Source organism: Bradyrhizobium sp. USDA 4474, assembly GCF_054057515.1.
Window position 1 is genome coordinate 3,835,858 of the sequence record NZ_JBSRZJ010000002.1, and the last position, 21,966, is coordinate 3,857,823.

Annotated in this window: 21 protein-coding genes; 12 read left to right on the forward strand and 9 right to left on the reverse strand. The window is 64.4% G+C overall.

Annotated elements, in window-relative coordinates; all coding sequences use genetic code 11:
• Nucleotides 1-53 precede the first annotated feature (53 nt).
• The 5 genes from ACVW16_RS19965 to ACVW16_RS19985 all read right to left on the reverse strand — a co-directional run bounded on the left by ACVW16_RS19965 (nt 54) and on the right by ACVW16_RS19985 (nt 6,743).
• A complete protein-coding gene (locus tag ACVW16_RS19965) occupies nt 54-1,367 on the reverse strand; it encodes an ABC transporter ATP-binding protein (RefSeq protein WP_456736567.1) in 1,314 nt (437 codons plus the stop codon).
• Nucleotides 1,368-1,380: 13 nt separating this feature from the next.
• The gene (locus tag ACVW16_RS19970; protein ID WP_456736566.1) at nt 1,381-3,114 is read right to left on the reverse strand and encodes an ABC transporter permease; all 1,734 of its coding nucleotides are present in this window, start codon (nt 3,112-3,114) and stop codon (nt 1,381-1,383) included.
• A 29-nt stretch (nt 3,115-3,143) separates the two neighbouring features.
• Nucleotides 3,144-5,099, reverse strand: a complete 1,956-nt coding sequence (locus tag ACVW16_RS19975; RefSeq protein WP_456736565.1) for a carbohydrate porin — start codon at nt 5,097-5,099, stop codon at nt 3,144-3,146.
• A 434-nt stretch (nt 5,100-5,533) separates the two neighbouring features.
• Nucleotides 5,534-5,797 (reverse strand): hypothetical protein, encoded by a 264-nt coding sequence (locus ACVW16_RS19980; protein ID WP_456736564.1) that lies wholly within the window; start codon nt 5,795-5,797, stop codon nt 5,534-5,536.
• 139 nt (nt 5,798-5,936) lie between these two features.
• On the reverse strand, nt 5,937-6,743 hold the full coding sequence (locus ACVW16_RS19985) for a creatininase family protein (protein WP_456736563.1): 807 nt from the start codon (nt 6,741-6,743) through the stop codon (nt 5,937-5,939).
• Between the two features lie 131 nt (nt 6,744-6,874).
• On the opposite strand from ACVW16_RS19985, the gene ACVW16_RS19990 reads away from it, so the two are divergent.
• The 8 genes from ACVW16_RS19990 (at nt 6,875) to ACVW16_RS20025 (ending at nt 13,647) form a co-directional block, all read left to right on the forward strand.
• Nucleotides 6,875-7,897 carry an ABC transporter substrate-binding protein gene (locus ACVW16_RS19990; RefSeq protein WP_456700859.1) on the forward strand — a complete coding sequence of 341 codons (1,023 nt, stop codon included), beginning with the start codon at nt 6,875-6,877 and terminating at the stop codon, nt 7,895-7,897.
• 11 nt (nt 7,898-7,908) lie between these two features.
• The gene (locus ACVW16_RS19995) at nt 7,909-8,724 is read left to right on the forward strand and encodes an ABC transporter ATP-binding protein (RefSeq protein ID WP_456700860.1); all 816 of its coding nucleotides are present in this window, start codon (nt 7,909-7,911) and stop codon (nt 8,722-8,724) included.
• Complete coding sequence (locus tag ACVW16_RS20000; protein ID WP_456700861.1) at nt 8,721-9,539, forward strand: ABC transporter permease; 819 nt, start codon at nt 8,721-8,723, stop codon at nt 9,537-9,539. The genes ACVW16_RS19995 and ACVW16_RS20000 overlap by 4 nt, the downstream gene beginning before the upstream one ends.
• Nucleotides 9,539-10,528 carry a 2-hydroxyacid dehydrogenase gene (locus ACVW16_RS20005; RefSeq protein WP_456700862.1) on the forward strand — a complete coding sequence of 330 codons (990 nt, stop codon included), beginning with the start codon at nt 9,539-9,541 and terminating at the stop codon, nt 10,526-10,528. Before ACVW16_RS20000 ends, ACVW16_RS20005 begins: the two co-directional genes overlap by 1 nt.
• The gene (locus ACVW16_RS20010) at nt 10,528-11,220 is read left to right on the forward strand and encodes an AprI/Inh family metalloprotease inhibitor (RefSeq protein WP_456700863.1); all 693 of its coding nucleotides are present in this window, start codon (nt 10,528-10,530) and stop codon (nt 11,218-11,220) included. Before ACVW16_RS20005 ends, ACVW16_RS20010 begins: the two co-directional genes overlap by 1 nt.
• A 174-nt stretch (nt 11,221-11,394) precedes the next feature.
• Entirely contained in the window at nt 11,395-11,802 is a 408-nt protein-coding gene (locus tag ACVW16_RS20015) for a YciI family protein (RefSeq protein WP_092233222.1), read from the forward strand.
• Nucleotides 11,803-11,833: 31 nt separating this feature from the next.
• Nucleotides 11,834-13,114 carry an RNA polymerase sigma factor gene (locus ACVW16_RS20020; RefSeq protein WP_456802394.1) on the forward strand — a complete coding sequence of 427 codons (1,281 nt, stop codon included), beginning with the start codon at nt 11,834-11,836 and terminating at the stop codon, nt 13,112-13,114.
• 227 nt (nt 13,115-13,341) lie between these two features.
• Complete coding sequence (locus ACVW16_RS20025; protein ID WP_092233215.1) at nt 13,342-13,647, forward strand: YMGG-like glycine zipper-containing protein; 306 nt, start codon at nt 13,342-13,344, stop codon at nt 13,645-13,647.
• A gap of 141 nt (nt 13,648-13,788) precedes the next feature.
• Here the strand turns inward: ACVW16_RS20025 and radC are convergent, their stop codons facing one another.
• Nucleotides 13,789-14,502, reverse strand: coding sequence for a RadC family protein (gene radC, locus ACVW16_RS20030; RefSeq protein WP_456736561.1), 714 nt, complete (start codon nt 14,500-14,502; stop codon nt 13,789-13,791).
• A 297-nt stretch (nt 14,503-14,799) separates the two neighbouring features.
• On the opposite strand from radC, the gene ACVW16_RS20035 reads away from it, so the two are divergent.
• Both ACVW16_RS20035 and ACVW16_RS20040 read left to right on the forward strand, forming a co-directional pair.
• Nucleotides 14,800-15,240: an antibiotic biosynthesis monooxygenase family protein gene (locus ACVW16_RS20035; RefSeq protein ID WP_456700866.1), complete on the forward strand. Its 441-nt coding sequence runs from the start codon at nt 14,800-14,802 to the stop codon at nt 15,238-15,240.
• 64 nt (nt 15,241-15,304) lie between these two features.
• A complete protein-coding gene (locus ACVW16_RS20040) occupies nt 15,305-16,219 on the forward strand; it encodes a sigma-70 family RNA polymerase sigma factor (protein WP_456736560.1) in 915 nt (304 codons plus the stop codon).
• An 18-nt stretch (nt 16,220-16,237) separates the two neighbouring features.
• Here ACVW16_RS20040 and map read toward each other — a convergent pair whose 3' ends face one another.
• Together map and ACVW16_RS20050 are read right to left on the reverse strand one after the other, a co-directional pair.
• Entirely contained in the window at nt 16,238-17,056 is an 819-nt protein-coding gene (gene map / locus ACVW16_RS20045) for a type I methionyl aminopeptidase (RefSeq protein WP_456700868.1), read from the reverse strand.
• A gap of 171 nt (nt 17,057-17,227) precedes the next feature.
• Nucleotides 17,228-18,544 (reverse strand): mechanosensitive ion channel family protein, encoded by a 1,317-nt coding sequence (locus ACVW16_RS20050; protein ID WP_456700869.1) that lies wholly within the window; start codon nt 18,542-18,544, stop codon nt 17,228-17,230.
• Between the two features lie 211 nt (nt 18,545-18,755).
• Here ACVW16_RS20050 and ACVW16_RS20055 point away from each other — a divergent pair, with 211 nt between their 5' ends.
• Complete coding sequence (locus ACVW16_RS20055) at nt 18,756-20,549, forward strand: potassium/proton antiporter (protein WP_456736559.1); 1,794 nt, start codon at nt 18,756-18,758, stop codon at nt 20,547-20,549.
• A 381-nt stretch (nt 20,550-20,930) separates the two neighbouring features.
• Nucleotides 20,931-21,191, forward strand: a complete 261-nt coding sequence (locus ACVW16_RS20060; RefSeq protein ID WP_456736558.1) for a PepSY domain-containing protein — start codon at nt 20,931-20,933, stop codon at nt 21,189-21,191.
• A gap of 111 nt (nt 21,192-21,302) precedes the next feature.
• On the opposite strand, the gene modC is transcribed toward ACVW16_RS20060, so the two are convergent.
• Entirely contained in the window at nt 21,303-21,965 is a 663-nt protein-coding gene (modC, locus tag ACVW16_RS20065) for a molybdenum ABC transporter ATP-binding protein (protein ID WP_456736557.1), read from the reverse strand.
• Nucleotide 21,966 lies beyond the last annotated feature (1 nt).

Genomic DNA, 21,966 nt, shown 5'->3' on the forward strand with positions numbered 1-21,966 from the left:
ATATGAATCCGAAGCGCGCCTGCCCGGTTCCGGCGAAATTGTCGCAGGTGGGCTCAGGAGCTTTCGCCGGGGTTTTCGAGGCTGAATGTCTCCGACTGCTCGTCATAGGCGAACAGCTCGGCATAGCGCCCCCACGACACCACCGTCTTCAGCGTCTCGTCGGCATAATCCTCCGACATGTAGTCTTCGAGCTCGTTGCGGAACCGGGCCGCGGGCGCGGTATGCGAGGGCCGTTCGTCGAGCACGCGACGGATCAATCCCATCACCGGCACATAGGTGACGAGATGCTCGGCGAACAGCGTCTTGCGCGCGTCGGTCTCGAGATGGGCGAAGCGCTTGCCCGCGTCGGTGAGCATCAAATCGCCTTCGCTGAGCTGGGCGAAGCGCAGCAATTGCAGCGACTCGCCGAGATGAAGGATTTCGTCGGCCTCGAGCCGAAGCTGGCTCGCCAGCACCGGCAGGTCGGCATGTCCGTTGTAGGGCGCGCCCGCCAACGTCTCGATCAGGCCGGACAGGACGTTGGACGATACATGGTGCAGGGCCATGCCGACGCCGGTGCCGGGGATGCCTTCGATTGTCGGCGCCTTGGGTTCGGCGCGCTGGGTCATGCGGGCATAAATGCTGTCGACGAGCTGGCGGAAATGCGGATCAAGCCGCTTACGCGGATGCGCGAGCTCGACCTTGATCTCCACGGCGACTCGTCCCGGGTTCGACGAAAACACCAGGATGCGGTCGCACATCAGGACCGCCTCCTCGATGTTGTGTGTCACCATGAGGATCGATTTGATCGGCAGGCGCCCTTCCACCCAGAGATCGATCAGGTCGGTACGCAGCGTTTCGGCGGTGAGCACGTCGAGCGCCGAGAATGGTTCGTCCATCAGGAGCAGATCCGGATGCACGACCAGCGCACGGGCAAAGCCGACGCGCTGACGCATGCCGCCCGACAATTCCTTGGGAAAGGCCGACTCGAATCCGTCGAGGCCGATCAGGTCGATCGCCGCCAGCGCGCGCTTGCGCCGTTCGGCAGCATCGACGCCAAGCGCCTCCAGCCCAAGCTCGACGTTTTGCAGCACCGTCAGCCAGGGAAACAGCGCGAACGACTGGAACACCATGGCGACGCCGTTCGGCGGTCCGGCGATGATCTCGCCCCGGCAGGTCGCCTGTCCCGTGGACGGAGCGATCAGGCCGGCGATGATCCGCAGCAGCGTGGATTTGCCGGAGCCCGAGCGGCCGAGCAGGCCGACGATCTCGCCGGAGCGGATCGTCAGGTCGACCTTCTCCAGAACCAGCAGCTGCTCGCCGCTGCCCTTCGGAAAAGACCGGCAGACACCGCGGATGTCGATGAGCGCAGGGGGGTGATCGAGCATGATGAACTCCTCGTCAGCCGAGCCGCAGGCGGCGCTCGCCGAAGGCGTAGAGCGGTCGCCAGACCAGACGATTGAACAACGTCACCAGGATGCACATCGCGGCTATCCCGAGAACGACACGCGGGAAATCGCCCGCTTCAGTCGCAGATGCAATATAAGCGCCGAGCCCGCTGGCGTTCAGATGCGTGTCGCCCCAGCTGGCGACTTCGGCGACGATCGATGCGTTCCAGGACCCGCCGGAAGCGGTGATCGCGCCGGTGACGTAATAAGGGAAGATGCCTGGCAGGATCACCTTCAGCCACCAGCGCCAGCCGCCGAGATGAAGGCTGCTCGCGGCCTCGCGCAGATCGCTCGGAAAAGCGCTGGCGCCGGCGATGACGTTGAACAGGATGTACCATTGCGTGCCCAGGATCATCAGTGGGCTCAGCCAGACGTTCGGGTTGAGCTTGAAGCTGACGATGGCAACGACGAAGACCGGAAAGGCAAGGTTGGCGGGAAACGCGGCGAGAAATTGTGCCAATGGTTGGATGCGCTCGGCCAGTTTCGGACGCAAGCCGATCCAGACGCCGATCGGCACCCAGATCAAGGTCGCAAGGCTGATCAGGACAACGACGCGCAGCAGGGTTATCAGGCCGTCGCGGATCACGACGAGCACGTCGCCGAGGCCAAGACTGGCCGAAAGATAGCGGTAGGTCAGCCACGCCGCGTAGGCCGTGCCGGCGAGGATGACGGCAAGCCAGAGCCCGTCGATCAGTCGAGACGGCTGGCTTTTGCTCTTCGTCGATCCCGCCGGTCTGGGCAGCGAGATGCGCAAATTCGAAACGAAGCGATTGATGGCGGAGAAGGGCAGCGTCACCGCACGCAGAGCGCGGGTCCGGCGAAACAGGTCCAGCATCCAGGAGGTGGGTGGCTCGCCAGACGCGGTCTGCTCAAAGCGGAATTTGTCGGCCCAGGCGATGATGGGGCGGAACAGCAATTGATCATAGGCGATGATGACGAGCAGCATCGCCAGGATCGCGTAGAAGATCGCCGGCAAATCGCGCTGCTGGATCGCGAGCGCGACATAGGATCCGACGCCCGGCAGGGTCACGGTGGTATTGCCGACGGTGATCGCCTCCGATGCGACGACGAAGAACCAGCCGCCCGACATCGACATCATCGCATTCCAGATCAGTCCCGGCATCGCGAAGGGCACGTCAAGGCGCCAGAAGCGCTGCCACCCGGACAGATGAAAGCTCTGCGTGGCCTCTTCCAGGTCCTTCGGTACGTTGCGCATCGACTGGTACATGCTGAACGTCATGTTCCAGGCCTGGCTCGTGAAGATCGCGAACACCGAGGCTAGTTCAGCGCCGAGCACCTGGCTCGGAAATAGATTCATGAAGAAGACGACGGTGAAGGTCAGGAAGCCCAGGATCGGCACGGACTGGAGGATGTCCAGCACCGGGATCATGACCATCTCCGCGCGCCGGCTCTTGGCCGCGATCGCCGCGTAGATGAAGGTGAAGACCGTCGAGCAGACGATCGCAAGCAGCATGCGCAGCACCGTGCGCAGCGCGTAGAGCGGCAGGTTCGCCGGATCGAGCGAAACAGGCGTGCGCTCAAGCTCGGACAGCGGCGCGGTGGTCTGTTCGCCGCCATAGACGATCAGTACCATGGCGCCGATCACGAGGATGAGTGCGACCACATCCCAGATATTGGGGCGCAGCGCCCGGCCGAGCGCGGCCGTGCGGATATCTCTCGGCTTCATGGGCCCGCCTCTGGGCAACAATCCTGGGGCTAAAACTCGGCGTGGAGCCGGCCCGAGAAGATCGAGACCGGCCCGCGATCGGCGTTATAGGCCGGGTTTGTGATCAATTGATAGTCGGCGGTCATCGTCACGCCCTTGATCACCTGATAATTGTAGTAGGCCTCGAGGATGCGTTCGGGGCTGTAGTTGAGCCGGCCGTCGCCGATCAACAGACCGGTGCCGCCCGCCGCGAGGAAGTCGCGATGTGCGGATGACAGGCCGTTGATGGCACCGCCGATGCCGATCGTGTCGTCGGCACGTCCCCAGCTTCTGCCCTTGATCGACAAACCGCCCGACAGGCTGCGGTCGATGTCGGTGAAGGACAGGATCTGGTTCTGTCCGTCGTTCCAGCTCGCCCGCGCGAACAGTCCGACGTCCTTGACGATCTGCTGCTCGAGATTGACGTAGAATCCGTATTTGAGCCGGTCGCGCTGATCTGCGTTGGCAATCGCGTTGATATCGAGTCCCGGGTTCGCTGCCGCCAGATCGAGGACCTCGCGGTAGTTGGCGGTATTGCCGCTGTTGGCGAAGACGCCGACGCGCAATTTGCCGGGCTGCTCGAGGATCGTATGACGCTCCTCGAACTCGACGACCGAGCCGCCGGTCTTGAACGTCAGCACGTCGCTGTTGGGCGCGGACGGCACCTGGAACAGGCCGGCGCGGATGGCCCAATCCTTGCGGTTGAGCTCGACCACCGCGCCGCGGGTATAGCCGGGCAGGTCGGCCGGGAAGTCGTAGGCTCCTGACGACCACATCGCCCAGTTCATGAAGTCGGCGCGCGGGTCTTTCGCATAAGAATTGCCGTCGAAGAAATCGCCGACGGCGAAGCGGCCGACGATCAAGGTGACGCGGTCGACATCGTGCTTGCCGGCAAGCTGGTTCGGCCCGTCCTCGACCGTTTCCTGCTCGCCGCCGAGCCCGAAGGTCTGCTTGAGGTAGTAGCGCTGCGCGCGGATCTTGGGGAATGCCGCGCCGGCCTTCTGCGCTTCGCCATTGGAGAAGCCGGCGAGGCCGAGCGTGCCGTTGAGACCAAAGCCCTGCGCGAGCTCGGGGTTGAAATAGAATTCGCCGCCGTCCCAGAGCCGCGCGCCAAGGAAGGCCGTGGTCGTCCAGGTCTCCTGGAATTGGCCGCCGCCCGGCAGGCTCTGCGGGCTCGCATAGGGCGAATGAATCGGCCCATAGCCTTGCGGCAGCACGGTCGTCTGCGCGTGGACGTTCCAGTCGTCGGATTCCGGAAGCTTGGGCTTGCCGGCCGTCGGCATCCACGGCGTATCGCCGAACTGATAGTTCAGGCCGAGCTTGAACAGGTGAATGCGCGGATCGACGTTGACGGTGCCGAGACCGAAGCCGCTGAGGTCGTAAGTTTTGCGCGAGAGGTCCACATATTCGTATTCCGCCTTGGCGGTCCAGTTGCCGCTGACGGCGTATTCGAGACCGAGGCCCGCAGTCCATCCGGCCTGGTAGTGACCGACCGGGAAGAGCGGCGTGACACCGTCGGTGTCGTTGACGTTGATGTGCGTGTGGCCCCAGGCAACGCCGCCGGTGACGTAGGGCATGAAGCGGTCGAAGGCATAGCCGGCGCGGCCACGCACGGTGCCGACATAGTCCATCGTGGTGTTGAACGGCACCGGTGAACGCGCCAGTGCCGGACCATCCGTCGGGCTTGTGAACGTCGCATCCGCCTCGATGCCGAGCACCACGCGATTGGAAAGTTGCCGGTTGTAGCCCAGCTGGTAGCCGCCGCTGAATCCGGTCGCGCTATGAGGCAGCAGCGCACCCTGCTCGGGCAGGGGATTGGAGCCGGGCCCGAAGCTCGCGTCGCCGTAGGCGACATGACCGCCGACATAGAAGCCGGTCCAGTCGTAGACGGTTTTCGCGGCGCGCGCCTTCAGCGGCAGGTCGGCGGCGAGGCTGGCAGCCGGCAAAGCCAGCACGCCCGAAGCCATCGCCGCCGCCGTCCGCAAAGACCTGTAACGGTGACCTCTCAACGTCAAAACCTGCGCCCCCAAGTCGCGACCGTGCCCCAACCGCCCCGCCCGACATCCCTGCCAATTCGCGGCGATGCTGTCATCAGGGTCTTGGCCGTTTACGCGACCTGACGAGATGAGCTCGCACCGGTGCGATTTCACCCCAGGATCGTGCCAAGTCCCTGCGCTTGTTGCGAAGCTTATTGCTAATAATTCGCAATAGCAACTAATGCGCGATGTCGCGTAGGATGGTTCGCATCATTGTGTGACGGGACTGCAACAAATTCCCGGACATCGAAAAAGGATGACCCCGCCCGGGGGGACAGCCGGGCGGGGTCGGGGCGCGACACGGGGTGGATGAGGCGCCCGTGTCGGACGCAGGATCCACGTCAGATCGGCCTCAAATACTCAGATCAGTAGCAAGTACGAACGCGGCCGACGTACTGGCCGAAGCCGTTGTACTGGGCGACCCAGCCGCAGCGGTGATAGCCGTAGTAATAGGGTTCGTTGCTGGCGGCGATCGCGGTGCCGACAATGGCGGCGGTGGCGATGCCGGCGCCGACACCCCAGCCCCAGCCGAGCGGCTTGGCTTCGGCCTGCGACGTGGTGGCGGCGATGCTGCCGGTCACGGCGAGGGCAGCGAGCGCGAGTGCGGCAATTCTGGTCTTGATCGACATCTGAAACTCCATCCGGGTTGAAGGCGGTCCGTTGTGGTCCGCGTGCCCAGTTGGACGGAGCCTTGCCGTATCAGGTTCGAAGCCGCCTCAGGCGGTTCCGGACTTTGCCAATTGTCGAATGATTACAGCTGGATATGAGTTAGCCGAGAGGACCCTTGGCGAGCCTGGTCACGTCGAAGTTATCGACCTCGTCAAGCAGCTCGCAAAACGCGCGCGCGCCCTGGTCGAGGAGCTGTTCGCCTTTCTCGGCCACGGCCAGAGTCGCATTGCCGACGGCGCCGCTGGCGTTGAGATCCTGCGCCTGCCAGGCAAACGGCGCAGGCCGCTGCGTCGACAGCCAGCGATATTGTTTTTCCATCGCGATGCTGCTCGCGGGAAAATCCGCGATCGCATGGGCGCGCACCTGGTCTGGATAGCGCGACAGCATGATCGAGGTCTCGACCGCGCCGCCGTGAATGCCGTGGCGCACTTCATCTGCCGGGAACAGTTTGTCCGCACCCGACAGCCGCGACCACGACGTCGTCACCACGAATAGTTTTCGATGCGCGCGAAGATCCTGCGCCACCAGCATCATCGCCGCGCTGTTGCCGCCATGGCTGGTGATGATGACGAGCTTTTTCACGCCGCGTCGAGCAACCTCCTCCCCGATCCCTGTCCATCGCTTCAGCGCCACCTCTGTCGGCAGCGTTTGCGTGCCCGGATAATCGATATGCTCGGTGGAGATGCCGACGGGTTCAACGGGCAGGAATGTCACGGGGGCGGTCGCAGGCAGCACCTCCCGCACGCGCGCAAGATAGGCCTCGGCAATCAGCACGTCGGTCTCAACAGGCAGATGCGGGCCATGCTGCTCGGTTGCCGCCAGCGGCAGCACCGCGATCCAACGCGAAATATCCGTGCGGCTGGCATCGGCCCAGCGGATCTCCGTCCAGTCGCGGGAAGGCGTCATCGAGGTTTCTTTGCCCGGATTTGTCACGTAGTTTGGGGTATCAGGGGACGCGGGCCCGGCCGGCCAGCGTCCCCTTGCGGTTCTATCGCGTTGCTTTCACATCGGCCAGACACGATCGACGGAGTGCATTCATGAGCCCCTCCCACCTGCGGCGAGCGTTAACGGCGGGCTTGCTGGCCACTGTCGTATCGGTCCTGCCGGCGCGCAGCGAGACCCTGGACAAGGTCAGCTTCGGCACCAATTGGGTCGCCGAGGCCGAGCATGGTGGTTTCTTCCAGGCGGTCGCCGATGGCACCTACAAGAAGTACGGGCTCGACGTCTCCATCGTTCCGGGCGGACCGAACGAGAACAACCGGATGCTGCTGATCGCCGGGAAGATCGATTTCTTCATGGCCGCGAACACGCTGATGTCGTTCGACGCGGTCGCCAACAACGTCCCCGTGGTGACGATCGCTGCGATGTTCCAGAAGGATCCGCAAGTGCTGCTGTCGCAGCCGGACGCGAAGGTCACCAGGATCCAGGACCTCAAGCCGCTGACGCTGTTCGTCTCCAAGGAGGGCATGAGCAGCTACTTCCAATGGCTGAAGTCCGAATACGGCTTCAGCGAGAAGAACGTCCGTCCCTACAATTTCAACCCGCAGCCCTTCATCGCCAATCCCAGGAGCGCGATGCAGGGCTATGTGACGTCAGAGCCGTTTGCGGTCGAGAAGGCCGCCGGCTTCAAACCGAACGTGATCCTGCTCGCCGATGCCGGCTTCAACACCTATTCGACCTTGATCGAGACCCGCCGCGACGTGGTCGAGAAGAAGCCTGATATGGTGCAGCGCTTCGTCGATGCCTCGATCGTCGGCTGGTACAATTACATCTACGGCGATAATTCCGCCGGCAACGCCATGATCAAGAAGCTCAACCCGGAGATGACCGACGATCTGCTCGCTTATTCCGTCGCCAAGATGAAGGAATACGGCATCGTCGATTCCGGCGACAGCCTGAACGCCGGCATCGGCGCGATGAGCGACGACCGCTACACCTCCTTCTTCAACAAGATGGTGAAGGCGGGCGTCGTCAAAGGCGATCTCGACTTCCGCAAGTCCTACACCCTGCGTTTCGTCAACAAGGGCGTCGGGGTCGAGCTGCGCCCCGCCAAGCCGTAACGCGAGCGTTGATGTCGTCACCCAAACCTTCGTCAGGCGTCGAGGCGAGCCTGACGGCGCTCGCCGTCAGCCTGCGCGGCGTGACGAAGGTCTATGACAACGGCGTCATGGCGCTCGGTCCGCTCGATCTCGCCGTGCGCAAGGGCGAGTTCATCTCGCTGCTCGGACCCTCCGGCTGCGGCAAGTCGACGGTGTTGAGGCTGATTGCGGGTCTCACTGCGCAGTCATCGGGCACGGTACGAATGTCGCGCCATGAAGGCCCGCCGCAGCCCGGCCATGGCATCGGCTTCGTGTTTCAGGAGCCGACCCTGATGCCCTGGACCAGCGTGCGCGAGAACGTCCGGCTGCCGCTTAGGCTTGGCGGCGTCTCGAATCCCGAAGGGCGGGCGCGGGCCGACGCTGCGCTGGCGAGCGTCGGGCTTGCCGATTTCGCCGACGCCGTCCCGCGCGAATTGTCCGGCGGCATGAAGATGCGGGTGTCGCTCGCGCGCGCGCTCGTCACCGATCCAGACATTCTTCTCATGGATGAGCCGTTCGCGGCGCTCGACGAGATCACGCGCTTCCGCCTCAACAATGATCTGCTCGCGTTATGGCGCAGCCTTGGCAAGACCATCATCTTCGTCACCCATTCGGTGTTCGAATCCGTCTATCTCTCGCAGCGCGTCGTGGTCATGACGGCGCGGCCGGGCCGCATCCAGGCGGACATCCGCATCGAGACCGTCGAACCGCGCAGCGAGGAGTTTCGCACCTCGGCGGCCTATTCCGATTATTGCCGGAAAGTCTCGGCCGCGCTGGCGCCGTCGTATCAGGGACAGTCGATGCTATGAACGCGCAAGCCGCCATTCCCGCAAAGCCATCAGGCGGGCAAGCCGCGATGCGCTTCGTACTTCCGATCGCCGTATTCGCCGCCGGCGTCGCGGCGTGGGAGCTCGTGGTTCGCATCAGGGATATCCCGCCTTACGTCCTGCCGGCGCCGTCGCTCGTTTTCCTGACCTTGATCAAGGACTGGGCGGTGCTGTCGCAATCGCTCGCCGTCACGCTGTTGACGACGCTCGAAGGCTTCATCGCTGCGGGCATCGGCGGCGTTGCGCTGGCGTTGCTGTTCAACCAGTCGAAATGGGTCGAATATTCGTTGTTCCCCTATGCCGTCGTGCTCCAGGTGACACCCGTCATCGCGATCGCGCCGTTACTCCTGATTTATCTGGAGCAGCAGACGGCGGTTGTCGTTTGCGCCTTCATCGTCGCCTTCTTCCCGGTGCTGTCGAACACCACGCTCGGGTTGAATTCGGTCGACCGCAATCTCGCCGGCCTGTTCCGGCTTTACGGCGCCTCGCCGCCGCAAACGCTGCGCTTTCTGAAATTGCCGGCGGCGCTGCCCTATATCCTGGGCGGGCTGCGCATTGCCGGCGGGCTCTCGCTGATCGGCGCGGTGGTGGCCGAGATCGCCGCGGGAACTGCAGGTGCGGGCTCCGGCCTTGCCTACAGGATCGCCGAGTCGGGCTATCGATTGAACATACCCCGCATGTTCGCAGCGCTGCTTTTGTTGTCGTTGGCCGGGATTGTCATCTATGGGGTGCTGGCGCTAGTTTCCCACCTCGTTTTACGGCGCTGGCACGAGAGCGCGCTTGGAAAGGAAGCCTGATGTCTACCGGTTCGATTTCGTCCGACAAGATCGACCTTCTGATCTATGGGCCGGTGCGGCCGATCCTCGAGAACGGGTTTTCCGATCAGTTCGTCGTTCACAAGGCCGAGACACGCGGCGACCTGGAGCGGCTGACGCCGGCGATCCGCGACAGGATCCGCGGTGTCGCGGTGACCTATCACACCGTCCGCGCCGACAAGGATTCGCTGTCGCAGCTGCCCAAGATCGAGATGGTGGCAAGCTTCGGCGTCGGCTACGACCATATCGACGCCAAATACGCTGCCGAGCACAACATCATCGTCACCAACACGCCTGACGTGCTGACCGAGGAGGTCGCCGACGTCGCGATGGGCCTGCTGATCGCCACCGTGCGCGAATTCATCAAGGCCGACCGCTACGTGCGCTCGGGCCTCTGGCAGAGCCAGAACTATCCGCTCAGCGTCGGCTCGTTGCGCGACCGCAAGGTCGGCATCGTCGGCATGGGGCGGATCGGCCAGGCCATCGCGCGCCGGCTCGATGCCTCGCTGGTGCCGGTGGTCTATCATTCCCGCAATCCGTCCAAGGAGGTCTCCTACGAGCATTATCCTGATCTGATCGAGATGGCGAAGGCGGTCGACACGTTGATGGTGATCGTGCCTGGCGGCGCTGCTACGGAAAAGATGATCAATGCGGAAGTGCTGAAGGCGCTCGGCCCGCGCGGCGTGCTGGTCAACGTCGCGCGCGGCTCGGTGGTGGACGAACAGGCGCTGGTCCAGGCGCTGAAATCGGGTGCCATCCTCGCCGCCGGCCTCGACGTGTTCGCGGCCGAGCCCAACGTGCCTGATGAGCTCAAGACCATGCAGAACGTCGTGCTGCTGCCGCATATCGGCTCGGCCTCTGTGGTGACGCGCAATGCGATGGACCAGCTCGTGATCGACAACCTCAAGTCGTGGTTCTCCGGCAAGGCGCCGTTGACGCCGGTCGTCGAAACGCCGTTCAAGGGGCGCTGATGTCGGTTCTTCGGGTCATTGCATTCGCCGTCGTGGCCCCTTTGGCCTCGCTCTGCATCGCACATGCGCAGGATGCCAAGGCCCTGAAGAAGGAAATGATCGGGCAGTGGGAGCTTTCGACCACGGAGCGCAGCAAGACCTGCGTCGTCACGATCAAGGGCGATCCCGTGGCGCAGGGCTTCAAGTTGGAGCTGGAGCCGGCCTGCAAGACCGCGCTGCCCTTCACCAAGGACATCGTCGCCTGGAGCATCAAGGGCCTCGACATCGTCCGCTTGCAGGATGCATCGGGCGAATCCGTGATCGACTTCACCGAGGTCGAGGCCGGCATTTTCGAGGGCCTGCGGCAGGGCGAGGGCGTCTACATCCTGCAGGACCTCGCTGCCGCGCGCTCGATGGCCAAGTCGATGGACCAGATGATCGGCGACTGGGCGATGGTGCGCGGCAACGGCCAGCCGATCTGCGGGCTGACGCTGACCAACACGGAAGCCGATCAGGACAATTTCCAGGTCTTCCTCAAGCCGAAATGCGATGCGGCGATCGCCCAGTTCAACCCGACGCAATGGCGTCTCGAGCGCGGCCAGATCATCCTGATGTCGAAATCAGGCGAGGTCTGGCAGTTCGAGGCTGACGACAATGCGCAATGGCGCCGGGTTCCCGATACCGCCGATCCCCTGATCATGCTGCGCCAATAGGCACCTCTCCGTTCCTGCAATTTGTCTTGCTGCCCGATTTTTCTTGCCGCCAATTTTTCTTGCCGCCAATTTTTCTTGCCGCCATGTCGATCCGGTCCCTGCCGGATCGTCATCTCTTGTAGCGAGCTGATCGCGGCCGAACCGGCAGAGTCTCGCCTGATCCAGGAGTTTTGCATGCGCTTCATGTACATCGTCACCTCCAGCCAGCCCATGAAAGGCCCGTCTCCGGCGCTGATGGAGGCCATGCAGAAAATATCCGAGCGGGAAATCAAGGCCGGCCGGATGATCGACAATGGCGGATTGATGCCGCTTGCGACCGGTGCCCGCGTGCGGATCGTCGACGGCGAGCTCAGCGTCATCGATGGTCCCTTCATCGAGGCCAAGGAAGTCGTCGGCGGCTATGCCATTTTCGAGCTGCGCGACAAGGCGGAGGCGCTCGCCATGGCCAAGGAATTCATGCAGTTGCACCTCGATCACATGCCGGGCTGGGACGGTACCTGCGAGCTACGGGCCTTCGCCACGCCGGGCGTCGATGGCGCCTGCGAGGTCGATTCGCGCGCAGGGGTAGCCGCGCACGCCTGATGCCCAGCAACGCGCGTCACGGTCGGCGGCGATGACGGCCGCCGACATCGATCAAACCGTCCGTGACACGATTCACGCAACCTGGCGCGTCGTGCAGCCGCGGCTGATCGCGACGCTGTCGCGGATGCTGCGCGACGTGCCGCTGGCGGAAGAGCTGACCCAGGATGCGCTGGTGGCGGCGCTGGAAGCGTGGCCCGGCATCGGCGTGCCCGACAATCCCGGGGCATGGCTGATGACGACCGCGAGGCGCCGTGCGCTGGATCATTTGCGCCGCGGCAGGATGCTCGGCGAGAAGCACGACATGCTGGCGCGGGACATGTTGCAGGAGCAGGAGACGGTGCCGGATTTCGATGCCGCGCTCGACGACGACATCGGCGATGAATTGCTGCGGCTGGTCTTCACTGCATGTCATCCGATCCTGTCGCGAGAGGCGCGTTCGGCGCTGGCGCTGCGCATGATCTGCGGCTTGACCACGTCCGAGATCGCGCGCGCCTATCTCGTGCCTGAGGCCACCATCTCCCAGCGCATCGTCCGCGCCAAGCGCACGCTGTCGAATTCCGGCCTCGCCTATGAGACGCCGGGCGGCGAGGCTCTGTCAGAGCGTCTCGCCTCGGTGCTGGAGGTCGTCTATCTGATTTTCAACGAGGGCTATCTCGCGGCGCGCGGCGAGGAATGGCTGCGGCCGCGGCTTTGCGAGGAGGCGTTGCGCGTGGGCCGTGTGCTCGCGGGCCTGGCGCCTGATGAGCCCGAGGTTCACGGCCTCCTCGCATTGATGGATCTGAATGCGGCACGGGCCCGCGCGCGCACCGATGCGAATGGTGATCCCATTCTGCTGATAGACCAGGATCGCACGCTCTGGGACTGGTTGCAGATCCGCCGCGGCCTGCGTTCACTCGAACGTGCCGGCGAGCTCGGCGGCTCCAGGGGATTCTACGCGCTCCAGGCCGCGATCGCGGCATGTCACGCCAGGGCGGAGACCGCTGCAGCGACCGACTGGCAGCGCATCGCGCAGCTTTACGACGAATTGGCGAAATTGGTGCGCTCACCGGTCATCGAGCTCAATCGGGCGGTGGCGGTCGGCATGGCCGAGGGGCCGCAGGCCGGACTTGACGTGCTGGACGCGGTCGCCGGTGCGCCGGCGCTGGCGGCCTATCACCATCTGCCGGCGGTTCGCGGCGACCTTCTGCAGAAGCTCGGACGCATCGCAGAGGCGCGGCAGGCCTTCGAAGCCGCCGCGCATCTGGCGACCAATGGGCGCGAACGCGCGCTGATGCAGCGCCGTGCCGCGGCGCTCGACGCCCAGAATATCTAGAGCATGATCCGGAAAAGTGTGAAGCGGTTTTCCGAAAAGGTCACGCTCAAGTAAAGAGCCCCGATTGCGATCATTCCGGGAGTGCAGCCGAGTGCCGTCGGTTTGAGACGCAATCATCGGATGCTTGTCGCGACAGGCCCGCCTTGGGCGCGCCGGGCCAAGACGATTGTTCTGGCCCGGGGGCGCTCGAAACGCTATGACTGCGCCGTCGGTCGGGAGGATTCGGAATGCTTCGACGCCTTGGAATTGCAGCGTGTTTCGCGGTCGCGATGGCCGTCCCGGTCCATGATGCCGTGGCGCAGGACGCCGTCGGCGGCGCCATCATCGGCGGCGTGGGCGGAGCGATTTTGGGTGGCGCGCTTGGCGGTGGCCGTGGCGCGGCCATTGGTGCGGTCGTCGGCGCCGGCACCGGGGCTGCGATCGCCTCCGAAGGCGAGCGGCGCCGCTCCGGCTATTACGCCTATCAGCGCGGCTGCTACATGCAGCGCCGGGACGGCCGTTACGTGCCGGTCGATCCGCGATACTGCTACTGAGCAGCCAACCGGCGCGGGCACGGCCCGCGCAGTCAGCTTCGTCCAGCCGGGACCTCCGGCATGATCTGGCGCAGCGGCTCCGGCGAGGTCGATGAAGCGACCATGACGCGCCATCTGGGTCGCGCCATCTGATTTGAGGTTTCAGATCAGCCGCATCCCCTTCAAACTCGCATGCCCGCTCCTGCCCACGATGATGTGGTCGTGCACGGCAATCCCCAGCGGCCTGGCGATGTCGATGATCGCCTTGGTCATCTGGATGTCGGCTTGCGAGGGCGAGGGATCGCCGCTGGGATGGTTGTGCACCAGGATCAGTGCGGTCGCCGAGAGCTCCAGCGCGCGCTTGATCACCTCGCGCGGATAGACCGGGGTGTGGTCCACGGTGCCGGTCTGCTGCACCTCATCGGCGATCAGCTGGTTGCGCTTGTCGAGGAAGAGCAGGCGAAACTGCTCCTTGTCGGCGAAGGCCATGCTGCTGCGGCAATAGGCGATCACCTCGTTCCAGGACGACAGCGCGTTGCGGCCGTTGACCTCGCCCTTGGCGACGCGGTGCGCGGCGGCAGCGATCAGCTTGAGCTGGTTGATCGCGGCTTCGCCGACGCCATCGACCTCGCGCAAGCGAGCCACCGGCGCATGCACGACCTCGGCGAACGAGCCGAACACCTTGATCAGCAGCTTCGCCAACGGCTTGGTGTCGCGCCGCGGCAGCGCCGGAAACAGTGCCATCTCCAGCAGCTCGTAGTCGCTGAGCGCATCCGCGCCCGCGCTGTAGAAGCGCTCGCGCAGCCGTTCGCGATGGCCGAGATAATGCGGCGCATTTTCGGGCGTGCTGTCGTCGGCGTCGGGCTTGGCAGGCATCGTCCGCCAGCATCGCTGTGGATTCCGGCTTTTGCAACCGCCAATTGCGACGGGGCCGGCAACCCCGTTTTGCCCCGGAACCGGCGAGGCCAGCGAAGCTCACCGTCGTCGCCTTCACCCATACCGGGCTGGAGGGCGGTTTCGACACCATCCCGAACGAAATTCGCGGTGCGTCCATGGGCAAAGCGGCCGAACGAAAAAAATCCGCGCCGACCGTTTCCTTTTCACCGCCTCGTTCGTCTCTGCGCTGTGGGCCTCGACGAGCGGCCGGCAGGGTTTTCGCAAAGGAGAATATTGATGTCAGAGATCAAAGCCACGCCATCGCGTCGTGCGGTCGTTGCCACCGGGCTCGGTGCCGGGGCACTGTTCGCCGCTCAAATCGACCCGTCCTTTGGCCACAACAGGAGTTCGAACATGGAAGCCACCATTCGCACCGGAAGCGACGTCACGACCCTCGTCAACGTCTTCACGGTCGAGCCCGACAACCAGCAGAAGCTGGTCCTGCTCCTGAAGGAGGGCACCGAGGCCTTCTTCAGCAGGCAGCCCGGCTTCATCTCGTCCAGCGTCCACGCCGGCAAGGAGGGTGGCCGCGCCATCAACTACTCGCAATGGCGCAGCGCTGCGGATATCGAGAATTTCCGCAAGGATCCGAAATTCGCGCCCTACGTCCAACGTCTTGCCGCGATCGCCAAAGCCGAGACGATCCTGTGCGAGGTCGTCGAGGTCAATCATGCCTGACCTTCGGCGTGTGGCGCCCCGATCCGGATTGACGTATCACGCTGACAGATGACGGGGGATTTGCTTGGCAGACGATGCGAGCAATGGAATAGGGGCGGTCCGCCAGACCGCCCAGCAGGCTCTCGAGCGTCTTGCGGTGGAGATGCGGCCGCAACTGCATCGCTATTGCGCGCGCATGACGGGCTCGGTCATCGACGGCGAGGATGTGCTCCAGGAGGCGCTGCTCAAAGCCTTCGAGGCGGCGCCGCGAATCGGAACGCTCGATAATCCGGAAGGCTGGCTTTTTCGCATCGCCCACAACGCGGCGCTGGATTTCCTGCGCCGGCGCGCCCGCTACAACGCGGTCCACACCGATGAAGATCTGGACATGATCCCCGCTCCGACCAGCGTCGTGACCGAACGTGAGATCGTGGCCGCAAGCCTCGGGACGTTCATGCGCCTGCCCGTGGCGCAGCGGGGCGCCGTGATCCTGCGCGACGTGCTGGGCTATTCCGTCGACGAGGTCTGCGCCATCATGGGCAGCAGCGTCCCGGCCACCAAGGGCGCGCTGCAACGCGGCCGTACCCGGCTTCGCGAACTCGCGGCTGAAACCGACGACATCAGGCCTCCCGAGCTGGAAGCCGCTGAACGCGTCCGCCTGATGCATTATGTCGAGCGCTTCAACGCGCGCGATTTCGATGCCTTGCGCGACATGCTGGCCGACGACGTATGCCTGGAGATGGTCAACCGGACCCGTCGAACCGGCCGCCGCGACGTCAGCGAATATTTCCATCGCTATGAGCAGACCAGCCCCTGGCGCTTCGTGCCCGGCTTTGTCGACCGCCGCCCCGCCATCATCGCGTTCGACCCGCAGGATCCGTCAGGTCCGCCGCGCTACTTCGTCCTGCTCGACTGGGACAACGGCAGCATCGTCAACATCAGGGATTTTCTGTTCGCGCATTACGCGATCGAAGGCGCGGAGCTGTTCACGCTGGAATGACGCCGGGGCGGCGGGCCATCACCCGATCTGCCTCTCGCCGTGCCGCTCCGACAGCGTGAAGATCTCGACGCCCGTCGAGGTCACGCCGACGGAGTGCTCGAACTGCGCCGACAGGGAGCGGTCGCGGGTCACCGCGGTCCAGCCGTCGGACAGGATCTTCACATGCGGCTTGCCGAGGTTGATCATCGGCTCGATGGTGAAGAACATGCCGGGCTTGAGCTGCACGCCTTCGCCGGGCCGGCCGATATGGATGATGTTGGGCTCGTCGTGGAACATGCGCCCCAGGCCATGGCCGCAGAAATCGCGCACCACGCTCATGCCCTGCGGCTCGACGAAGCTCTGGATGGCGTGGCCGATGTCGCCGGTGGTGGCGCCGGGCTTCACCGCGGCGATGCCGCGCATCATCGCCTCATAGGTCACCTCGATCAGCCGCTCGGCCTTGCGCGCGATCGGGCCGACCGCATACATCCGGCTGGAATCGCCGTACCAGCCATCGACGATGAAGGTGACGTCGATGTTGACGATATCGCCCTCCTTCAACGGACGGTCGCCGGGCATGCCGTGGCAGACCACGTGATTGAGCGACGTGCAGGTCGAGTAGCGGTAGCCGCGATACATCAGCGTCGCCGGATAGGCGCCATGGCTGAAGGCGAACTCGCGGACGAACTGGTCGATGCGATCGGTCGGCACGCCCGGGCCGACGATGTCAGTGAGCTCGTCGAGACACTTTGCCACCAAAGCACCCGCCTTGCGCATGCCGGCAAAGGCGTTCGGCCCATGCAGCTTGATCTGTCCGGTCTTGCGCAGGGAGGTATCGGTGGCTTCGACGTAGCTCATGCGTGTCTTGTCTTCTGGGGGCGGCGGAAGGGCTTGAATTCAGGCCCCAATTTAATGATTGCGGGCTCTCGTGCAAGCAGCCATGGCGTTTTCGAGCGAAGTGGCTGCCGGTTCGCGTGAAGAAAACGCGTCAAAACAAGAATCCTGCCCGTCATGCGTCCGAAAGCGGTCTCAATTCGGGACTTCTACGGTGGTTTCGACCGGCAGCGCGCCGCCGCGGACCCGGATTTCGCGGACAGGATAGGGAACCCGGATGCCCTCACGCTTGAAGGCGTCCCACAGCGCCAGCATCACGTCGCTCTTGACGTTGTCCATGCCGTCGGGGTCTGCGAGCCAGAGCGTCAGCGAGAACTTCATGCCGGCTTCGGCGAACTCGGTCAGGATGCAGTTCGGCGGCTTGGCCTTCTGCGCGCGTGGATGGGCCGCCGCAGTATCGATGGCTAGCCTGCAGACCAGCCGGGGATCGGCGTCATAGTTGGTGCCGAAGGTGATCTTCACCAGCGTGTTCTTGTCGGTATAGGTCCAGTTGACGACCTTCTGCGTCACCAGGTCCTCGTTCGGGATCAGGAATTCGCGGCCGTCGCCGGCGGCGACGGAAATGTAGCGCGTCTTCATCGCGCTGATGCGGCCGGTGTTGTCGCCGATGGTGACGAGATCGCCCGGCTTCACCGATTTGTCGGCGAGCAGGATGATGCCGGAGATGAAGTTGGCGACGATCTTCTGCAGGCCGATACCGATACCGACGCCGACTGCACCGGAGAATACCGCAAGCGCCGAGAGGTCGATTCCGACCGCGCCGAGCGCGATCACGATCGCGACGGCAAGAAGCCCGATGCGGATGATCTTGATCAGCAGCACCTGCACCGACGGCGTCAGATCGGCCGCCGAGTTGATCTTGCTCTCGGCGAAATTGCTGGCGATGTTGGTGAGCCAGAGCGCGATGATCAGCAGGGCGCCGGCCTTGATCACCAGCAGCGGCGTCAGCCGCAGACCGCCGAGCACGATGGCATAGGAGTCGAGCAGCTCGACCGTGGCGTCGAGCTGGCCGAGGATGGACAGCGCGGCGAAGAACCAAGCGGCAACCGACACCAGCTTGACGATGAAGGCATTGCGCAGCACCGAGGTCACGAGCCGGATCGCGAGCCATGCCAGACCCAGCTTGGCGGCGACCATCAGGAGATAGCTACGGCTCGGCCAGGTCGCGTGATACATCACGATGCGGGAGACGATCACGAGCAGGGTGAACACGGCTGTCGAGGCGCTGGCGGCCATCACGTGGACGAAGCGGCGAAGCGGCAGCGGCCAGCGCATGGCGAGCGAGGTCAGGTCGACGCGGCTGTGCGCCGTGGCTTCCGCCGCATAGGCGATCCCCGCCGCCGCCAGAATGAGCCCGAACTGCAGGTAGAACCAGGGCGAGGAGATTTCCGCCCCGACGCTGCGCGCAGTCGTCTGCACGAACTCCATGAGGTCTTTGAGGTCCATGTCCATCTGATGGTCTCTGGGAAGCGGTCGGGCGGGTTGATTCGGAAGTGCCGCAGAATCCCACAAAGGCCGCGACCGGGCCACCGATACACCGTGAAGTGAAGCGCGTTAAGGCCGTAAAATACGGGCAGATTGCCGCGCGCCGGAGAAAATGGGTTGGCGCGCCCGTGTGGCGACGATAAGGATGCAAGTCCAGCGATTTGTACCCGGAAGGTGGATGGCCTCCCTCGACTCCTTCAGCATCGCCATTTTGCTCGGCGCCGTCCTCGTCATGGCCGGTATCCTGTCGAGCCTGCTCGCGCTGCGCTTCGGTGCGCCGTTGCTGCTCGTCTTCCTTGCCATCGGCATGCTCGCCGGCGATGCCGGCCCCGGCCGGCTCCAGTTCAACGATGTCGGCACCACCTATCTGGTCGGCTCGGTGGCGCTGGCCCTGATCCTGTTCGACGGCGGGCTGAAGACGCGCTTTGCCAGCATTCGCACCGTACTCGCGCCTTCGATGGTGCTCGCGACCGTCGGCGTGTTGCTGACCGCGTTGATCACGGCACCGTTCGCGAAATTCGCGCTCGATCTCAACTGGGCGGAGTCGCTGCTGGTCGGCGCTGTCGTCGCCTCGACCGACGCGGCCGCGGTGTTCCTGCTGGTGCACACCCAGGGCCTGCGCCTGCGCCCGCGCGTCGGCGCGACCCTGGAAGCGGAATCCGGCACCAACGATCCGTTCGCGATCTTCCTCACGCTCATGCTGGTCGAGTACATCTCGCTGGGCTCGAGCACACCAGGCCATGTGGTGATGGAGTTCTTCCAGGAGGCGGTGCTCGGCGCCGTCGTCGGCGTGATCGGTGGACGTCTCGTCGTCATCGGCCTCAACAAGGTCGCGCTGCCACAGGGCCTGCACGCGCCTTTCGTCACCACGGCTGCGCTCGTGATCTTCGGCGGCTCGCAGATCATGCATGCCTCCGGATTTCTTGCGGTGTATCTCGCCGGCATCATCATCGGCAACCGGCCGACGCGCGCGCATAATTCGGTGGTGGCGTTTCTCGACGCCGCGACCTGGCTTGCGCAGATCGTGATGTTCGTGCTGCTGGGCCTGCTGGTGTCACCGAGCCGGCTCGGCTCCAGCGTGCTGCCGGCGGTTGCCGTCTCGCTGGTGCTGATGCTGGTGGCGCGGCCGATCGCGGTGTTCGTCTGTCTGGCGCCGTTCCGCTTCAACTGGCGCGAAAAGATCTTCATCGCCTGGACCGGCCTGCGCGGCGCGGTCGCGATCTTCCTGGCGTCGATCCCGATGCTGGTCGGCCTGTCGAAAGCCTATCTCTATTTCGACGTCGCCTTCGTCGTCGTGATCATCTCGCTGCTGCTGCAAGGCTGGACCTTGGCACCGGCCGCGCGAAAACTGCACGTGGCGCTGCCGCGCGCCGAGCGTGGGCCGCGTCGCGTCGAACTGGATCTGCCCGGGCAGCTCGAGCAGCAGCTGGTCGGCTATCCGGTGCGGCCGAAGAGCCTCTATTTCCGCCGCGGGCTGATCCCGTCCTGGTCCAAGCCGACGCTGGTGATCCGCAAGGAAAGCATCTTGACGCCCGTCGAAGCCGAGCCGATCGCGCCCGGCGACTACATCTATTTGCTGGCGCCGCCGGAAAAGGCCGAGGCGCTCGATCGTTTCTTCGTCGACATGCAGCCGAGCACCGCGCCCGATCCGCACCTGCTCGGCGACTTCATGGTATCGGGCGAGCACACGCTCGCCGAGCTCGCCGGGATCTACGGCGTGAAGGTCAGCGACGATGAAGGCACGCTCACGCTGGCCGATTATTTCGACGTCCATCTCGACCGCGCGCCGAAGGAAGGCGCCGAGCTTGCGCTGGATGAGATCGTGCTGGTCGCGCGCAGCATCTCCGGCGGCCGCGTCAACGTCGTCGGCCTGCGTCTGCCGGAAGAGGACGAAACGCCCGCGCCGCTGACCCGCAGCCAGGCGCTGCGACGCAAGCTCGCGGAGCTGTGGACCTCGGTGGCGGGGGTCTGACGGTGCCGTTGTCCTGACCAAATCCAGGACCACCGTCCGCAGTTTGGCGGGCGCAGCTAGCCCAGAACTGGTCATTGCGGGGAGCCCAGCGACAAAATTGCGTAGCAATTTTGCGCGGATGCGACGAAGCAATCCAGAATGTTTCCGGGAAGGGACTCTGGATTGCTCCGCCGCGCTCGCAATGACGCTGTTTGCTGACGCGCCATGTCCCAACGACGGCGTCGTGACTCGCGGGAACGGTATGTCGCCCGCCAGACAACCGCCACCAAATCGCCGCATCAGCCGAAGATTTGCGCGGCTTCGTGATCCCGGTTCCGGAACGCTCCGCGGCGTTGTCAGTTCTTAGCCGCGTAACGGTCAACGCATCTACAGGAGCAACCCATGCGTAAATTCATCTTGCCCGCCATCGTGGCAATCAGCTTGGGAGCGGCCGCACCGGCGATGGCCTATGACACGGGCGATCAGATCTCGATGCAGGCCGCGCTCGATGTCGCAACCGATATCGGCGTGATGACCATTTCGCACACCGAGTTCGCGGGCGATGAATGGCAGATCGAGGGCCGCGACCGCACCGGCCGCTGGATGGAGGTCGATGTCGATGCTCGAACCGGCGACGTGCGCAACGTCGATCGCGGCTGGTAGCCATAGCTCGTCATTGCGAGGATGCTCGCACAAAATTGCGTAGCAATTTCGCGCCGATGCAAGAAATCCGGAATCTTTGCGCCGGACCCCCTCGCAATGACGGGAAAGGCCTCACGTCAGCACCTTCACCCCGCCGAACGATGTCACGCGTCCCTGCCTCAGCATCACGATCTGCGTCGCGAGCTGGCGCAGTTCGGCGACATCGTGGCTGACATAGACCATGGGGACATTGGCCTCGTCGCGCAAGCGCACCAGGTATGGCAATATCTCGAGCTTGCGGGCTTCATCGAGCGCGCCGAGCGGCTCGTCGAGCAGCAGCAAGCGCGGCTTCGACAACAGCGCGCGGCCGAGCGCGACGCGCTGGCGTTCGCCCCCCGACAGCTTTCCGGGGCGACGGTCGAGCAGCGTGCCGATATCGAGCAGCTCGATCACGCGCGCGTGCTGCGCCCGATCGGGCGCGAGCCGGTTCATCCGCCGGCCGTAATCGAGATTCTGCGCGACGTTGAGATGCGGAAACAGCCGCGCATCCTGGAACACGTAACCGATGCGGCGGCGCCAGGTCGGCACATGAATGCCCGACATGGAGTCGTCGAGCGTCTCGCCGTCGATGACGATGGTGCCGCGGTCGGGCCGCAGCAGCCCTGCGATCATGTTGATCAGCGAGCTCTTGCCGGCGCCGGAGGCACCGAACAGGCCGGTGACGCGGCCTTCGCTCGAGAAAGACGCCGAGAGCGAAAACTCGCCAAGCTGTTTTTCGACATCGACGCGCAGCATG

Coding starts and splice junctions, on each gene's coding strand:
- ACVW16_RS20000 (WP_456700861.1), top strand. CDS start 8,721: ATGAACGCGCAAGCCGCCATTCCCGCAAAGCCATCAGGCGGGCAAGCC.
- ACVW16_RS20025 (WP_092233215.1), top strand. CDS start 13,342: ATGCTTCGACGCCTTGGAATTGCAGCGTGTTTCGCGGTCGCGATGGCC.
- ACVW16_RS19990 (WP_456700859.1), top strand. CDS start 6,875: ATGAGCCCCTCCCACCTGCGGCGAGCGTTAACGGCGGGCTTGCTGGCC.
- map (WP_456700868.1), bottom strand. CDS start 17,056: ATGAGCTACGTCGAAGCCACCGATACCTCCCTGCGCAAGACCGGACAG.
- ACVW16_RS19970 (WP_456736566.1), bottom strand. CDS start 3,114: ATGAAGCCGAGAGATATCCGCACGGCCGCGCTCGGCCGGGCGCTGCGC.
- ACVW16_RS20055 (WP_456736559.1), top strand. CDS start 18,756: ATGGCCTCCCTCGACTCCTTCAGCATCGCCATTTTGCTCGGCGCCGTC.
- ACVW16_RS19965 (WP_456736567.1), bottom strand. CDS start 1,367: ATGCTCGATCACCCCCCTGCGCTCATCGACATCCGCGGTGTCTGCCGG.
- ACVW16_RS19985 (WP_456736563.1), bottom strand. CDS start 6,743: ATGACGCCTTCCCGCGACTGGACGGAGATCCGCTGGGCCGATGCCAGC.
- ACVW16_RS19975 (WP_456736565.1), bottom strand. CDS start 5,099: ATGGCTTCGGGCGTGCTGGCTTTGCCGGCTGCCAGCCTCGCCGCCGAC.
- ACVW16_RS20020 (WP_456802394.1), top strand. CDS start 11,834: ATGACGGCCGCCGACATCGATCAAACCGTCCGTGACACGATTCACGCA.
- ACVW16_RS20050 (WP_456700869.1), bottom strand. CDS start 18,544: ATGGACATGGACCTCAAAGACCTCATGGAGTTCGTGCAGACGACTGCG.
- ACVW16_RS19995 (WP_456700860.1), top strand. CDS start 7,909: ATGTCGTCACCCAAACCTTCGTCAGGCGTCGAGGCGAGCCTGACGGCG.
- ACVW16_RS19980 (WP_456736564.1), bottom strand. CDS start 5,797: ATGTCGATCAAGACCAGAATTGCCGCACTCGCGCTCGCTGCCCTCGCC.
- ACVW16_RS20060 (WP_456736558.1), top strand. CDS start 20,931: ATGCGTAAATTCATCTTGCCCGCCATCGTGGCAATCAGCTTGGGAGCG.
- ACVW16_RS20010 (WP_456700863.1), top strand. CDS start 10,528: ATGTCGGTTCTTCGGGTCATTGCATTCGCCGTCGTGGCCCCTTTGGCC.
- ACVW16_RS20005 (WP_456700862.1), top strand. CDS start 9,539: ATGTCTACCGGTTCGATTTCGTCCGACAAGATCGACCTTCTGATCTAT.
- ACVW16_RS20035 (WP_456700866.1), top strand. CDS start 14,800: ATGTCAGAGATCAAAGCCACGCCATCGCGTCGTGCGGTCGTTGCCACC.
- ACVW16_RS20015 (WP_092233222.1), top strand. CDS start 11,395: ATGCGCTTCATGTACATCGTCACCTCCAGCCAGCCCATGAAAGGCCCG.
- modC (WP_456736557.1), bottom strand. CDS start 21,965: ATGCTGCGCGTCGATGTCGAAAAACAGCTTGGCGAGTTTTCGCTCTCG.
- radC (WP_456736561.1), bottom strand. CDS start 14,502: ATGCCTGCCAAGCCCGACGCCGACGACAGCACGCCCGAAAATGCGCCG.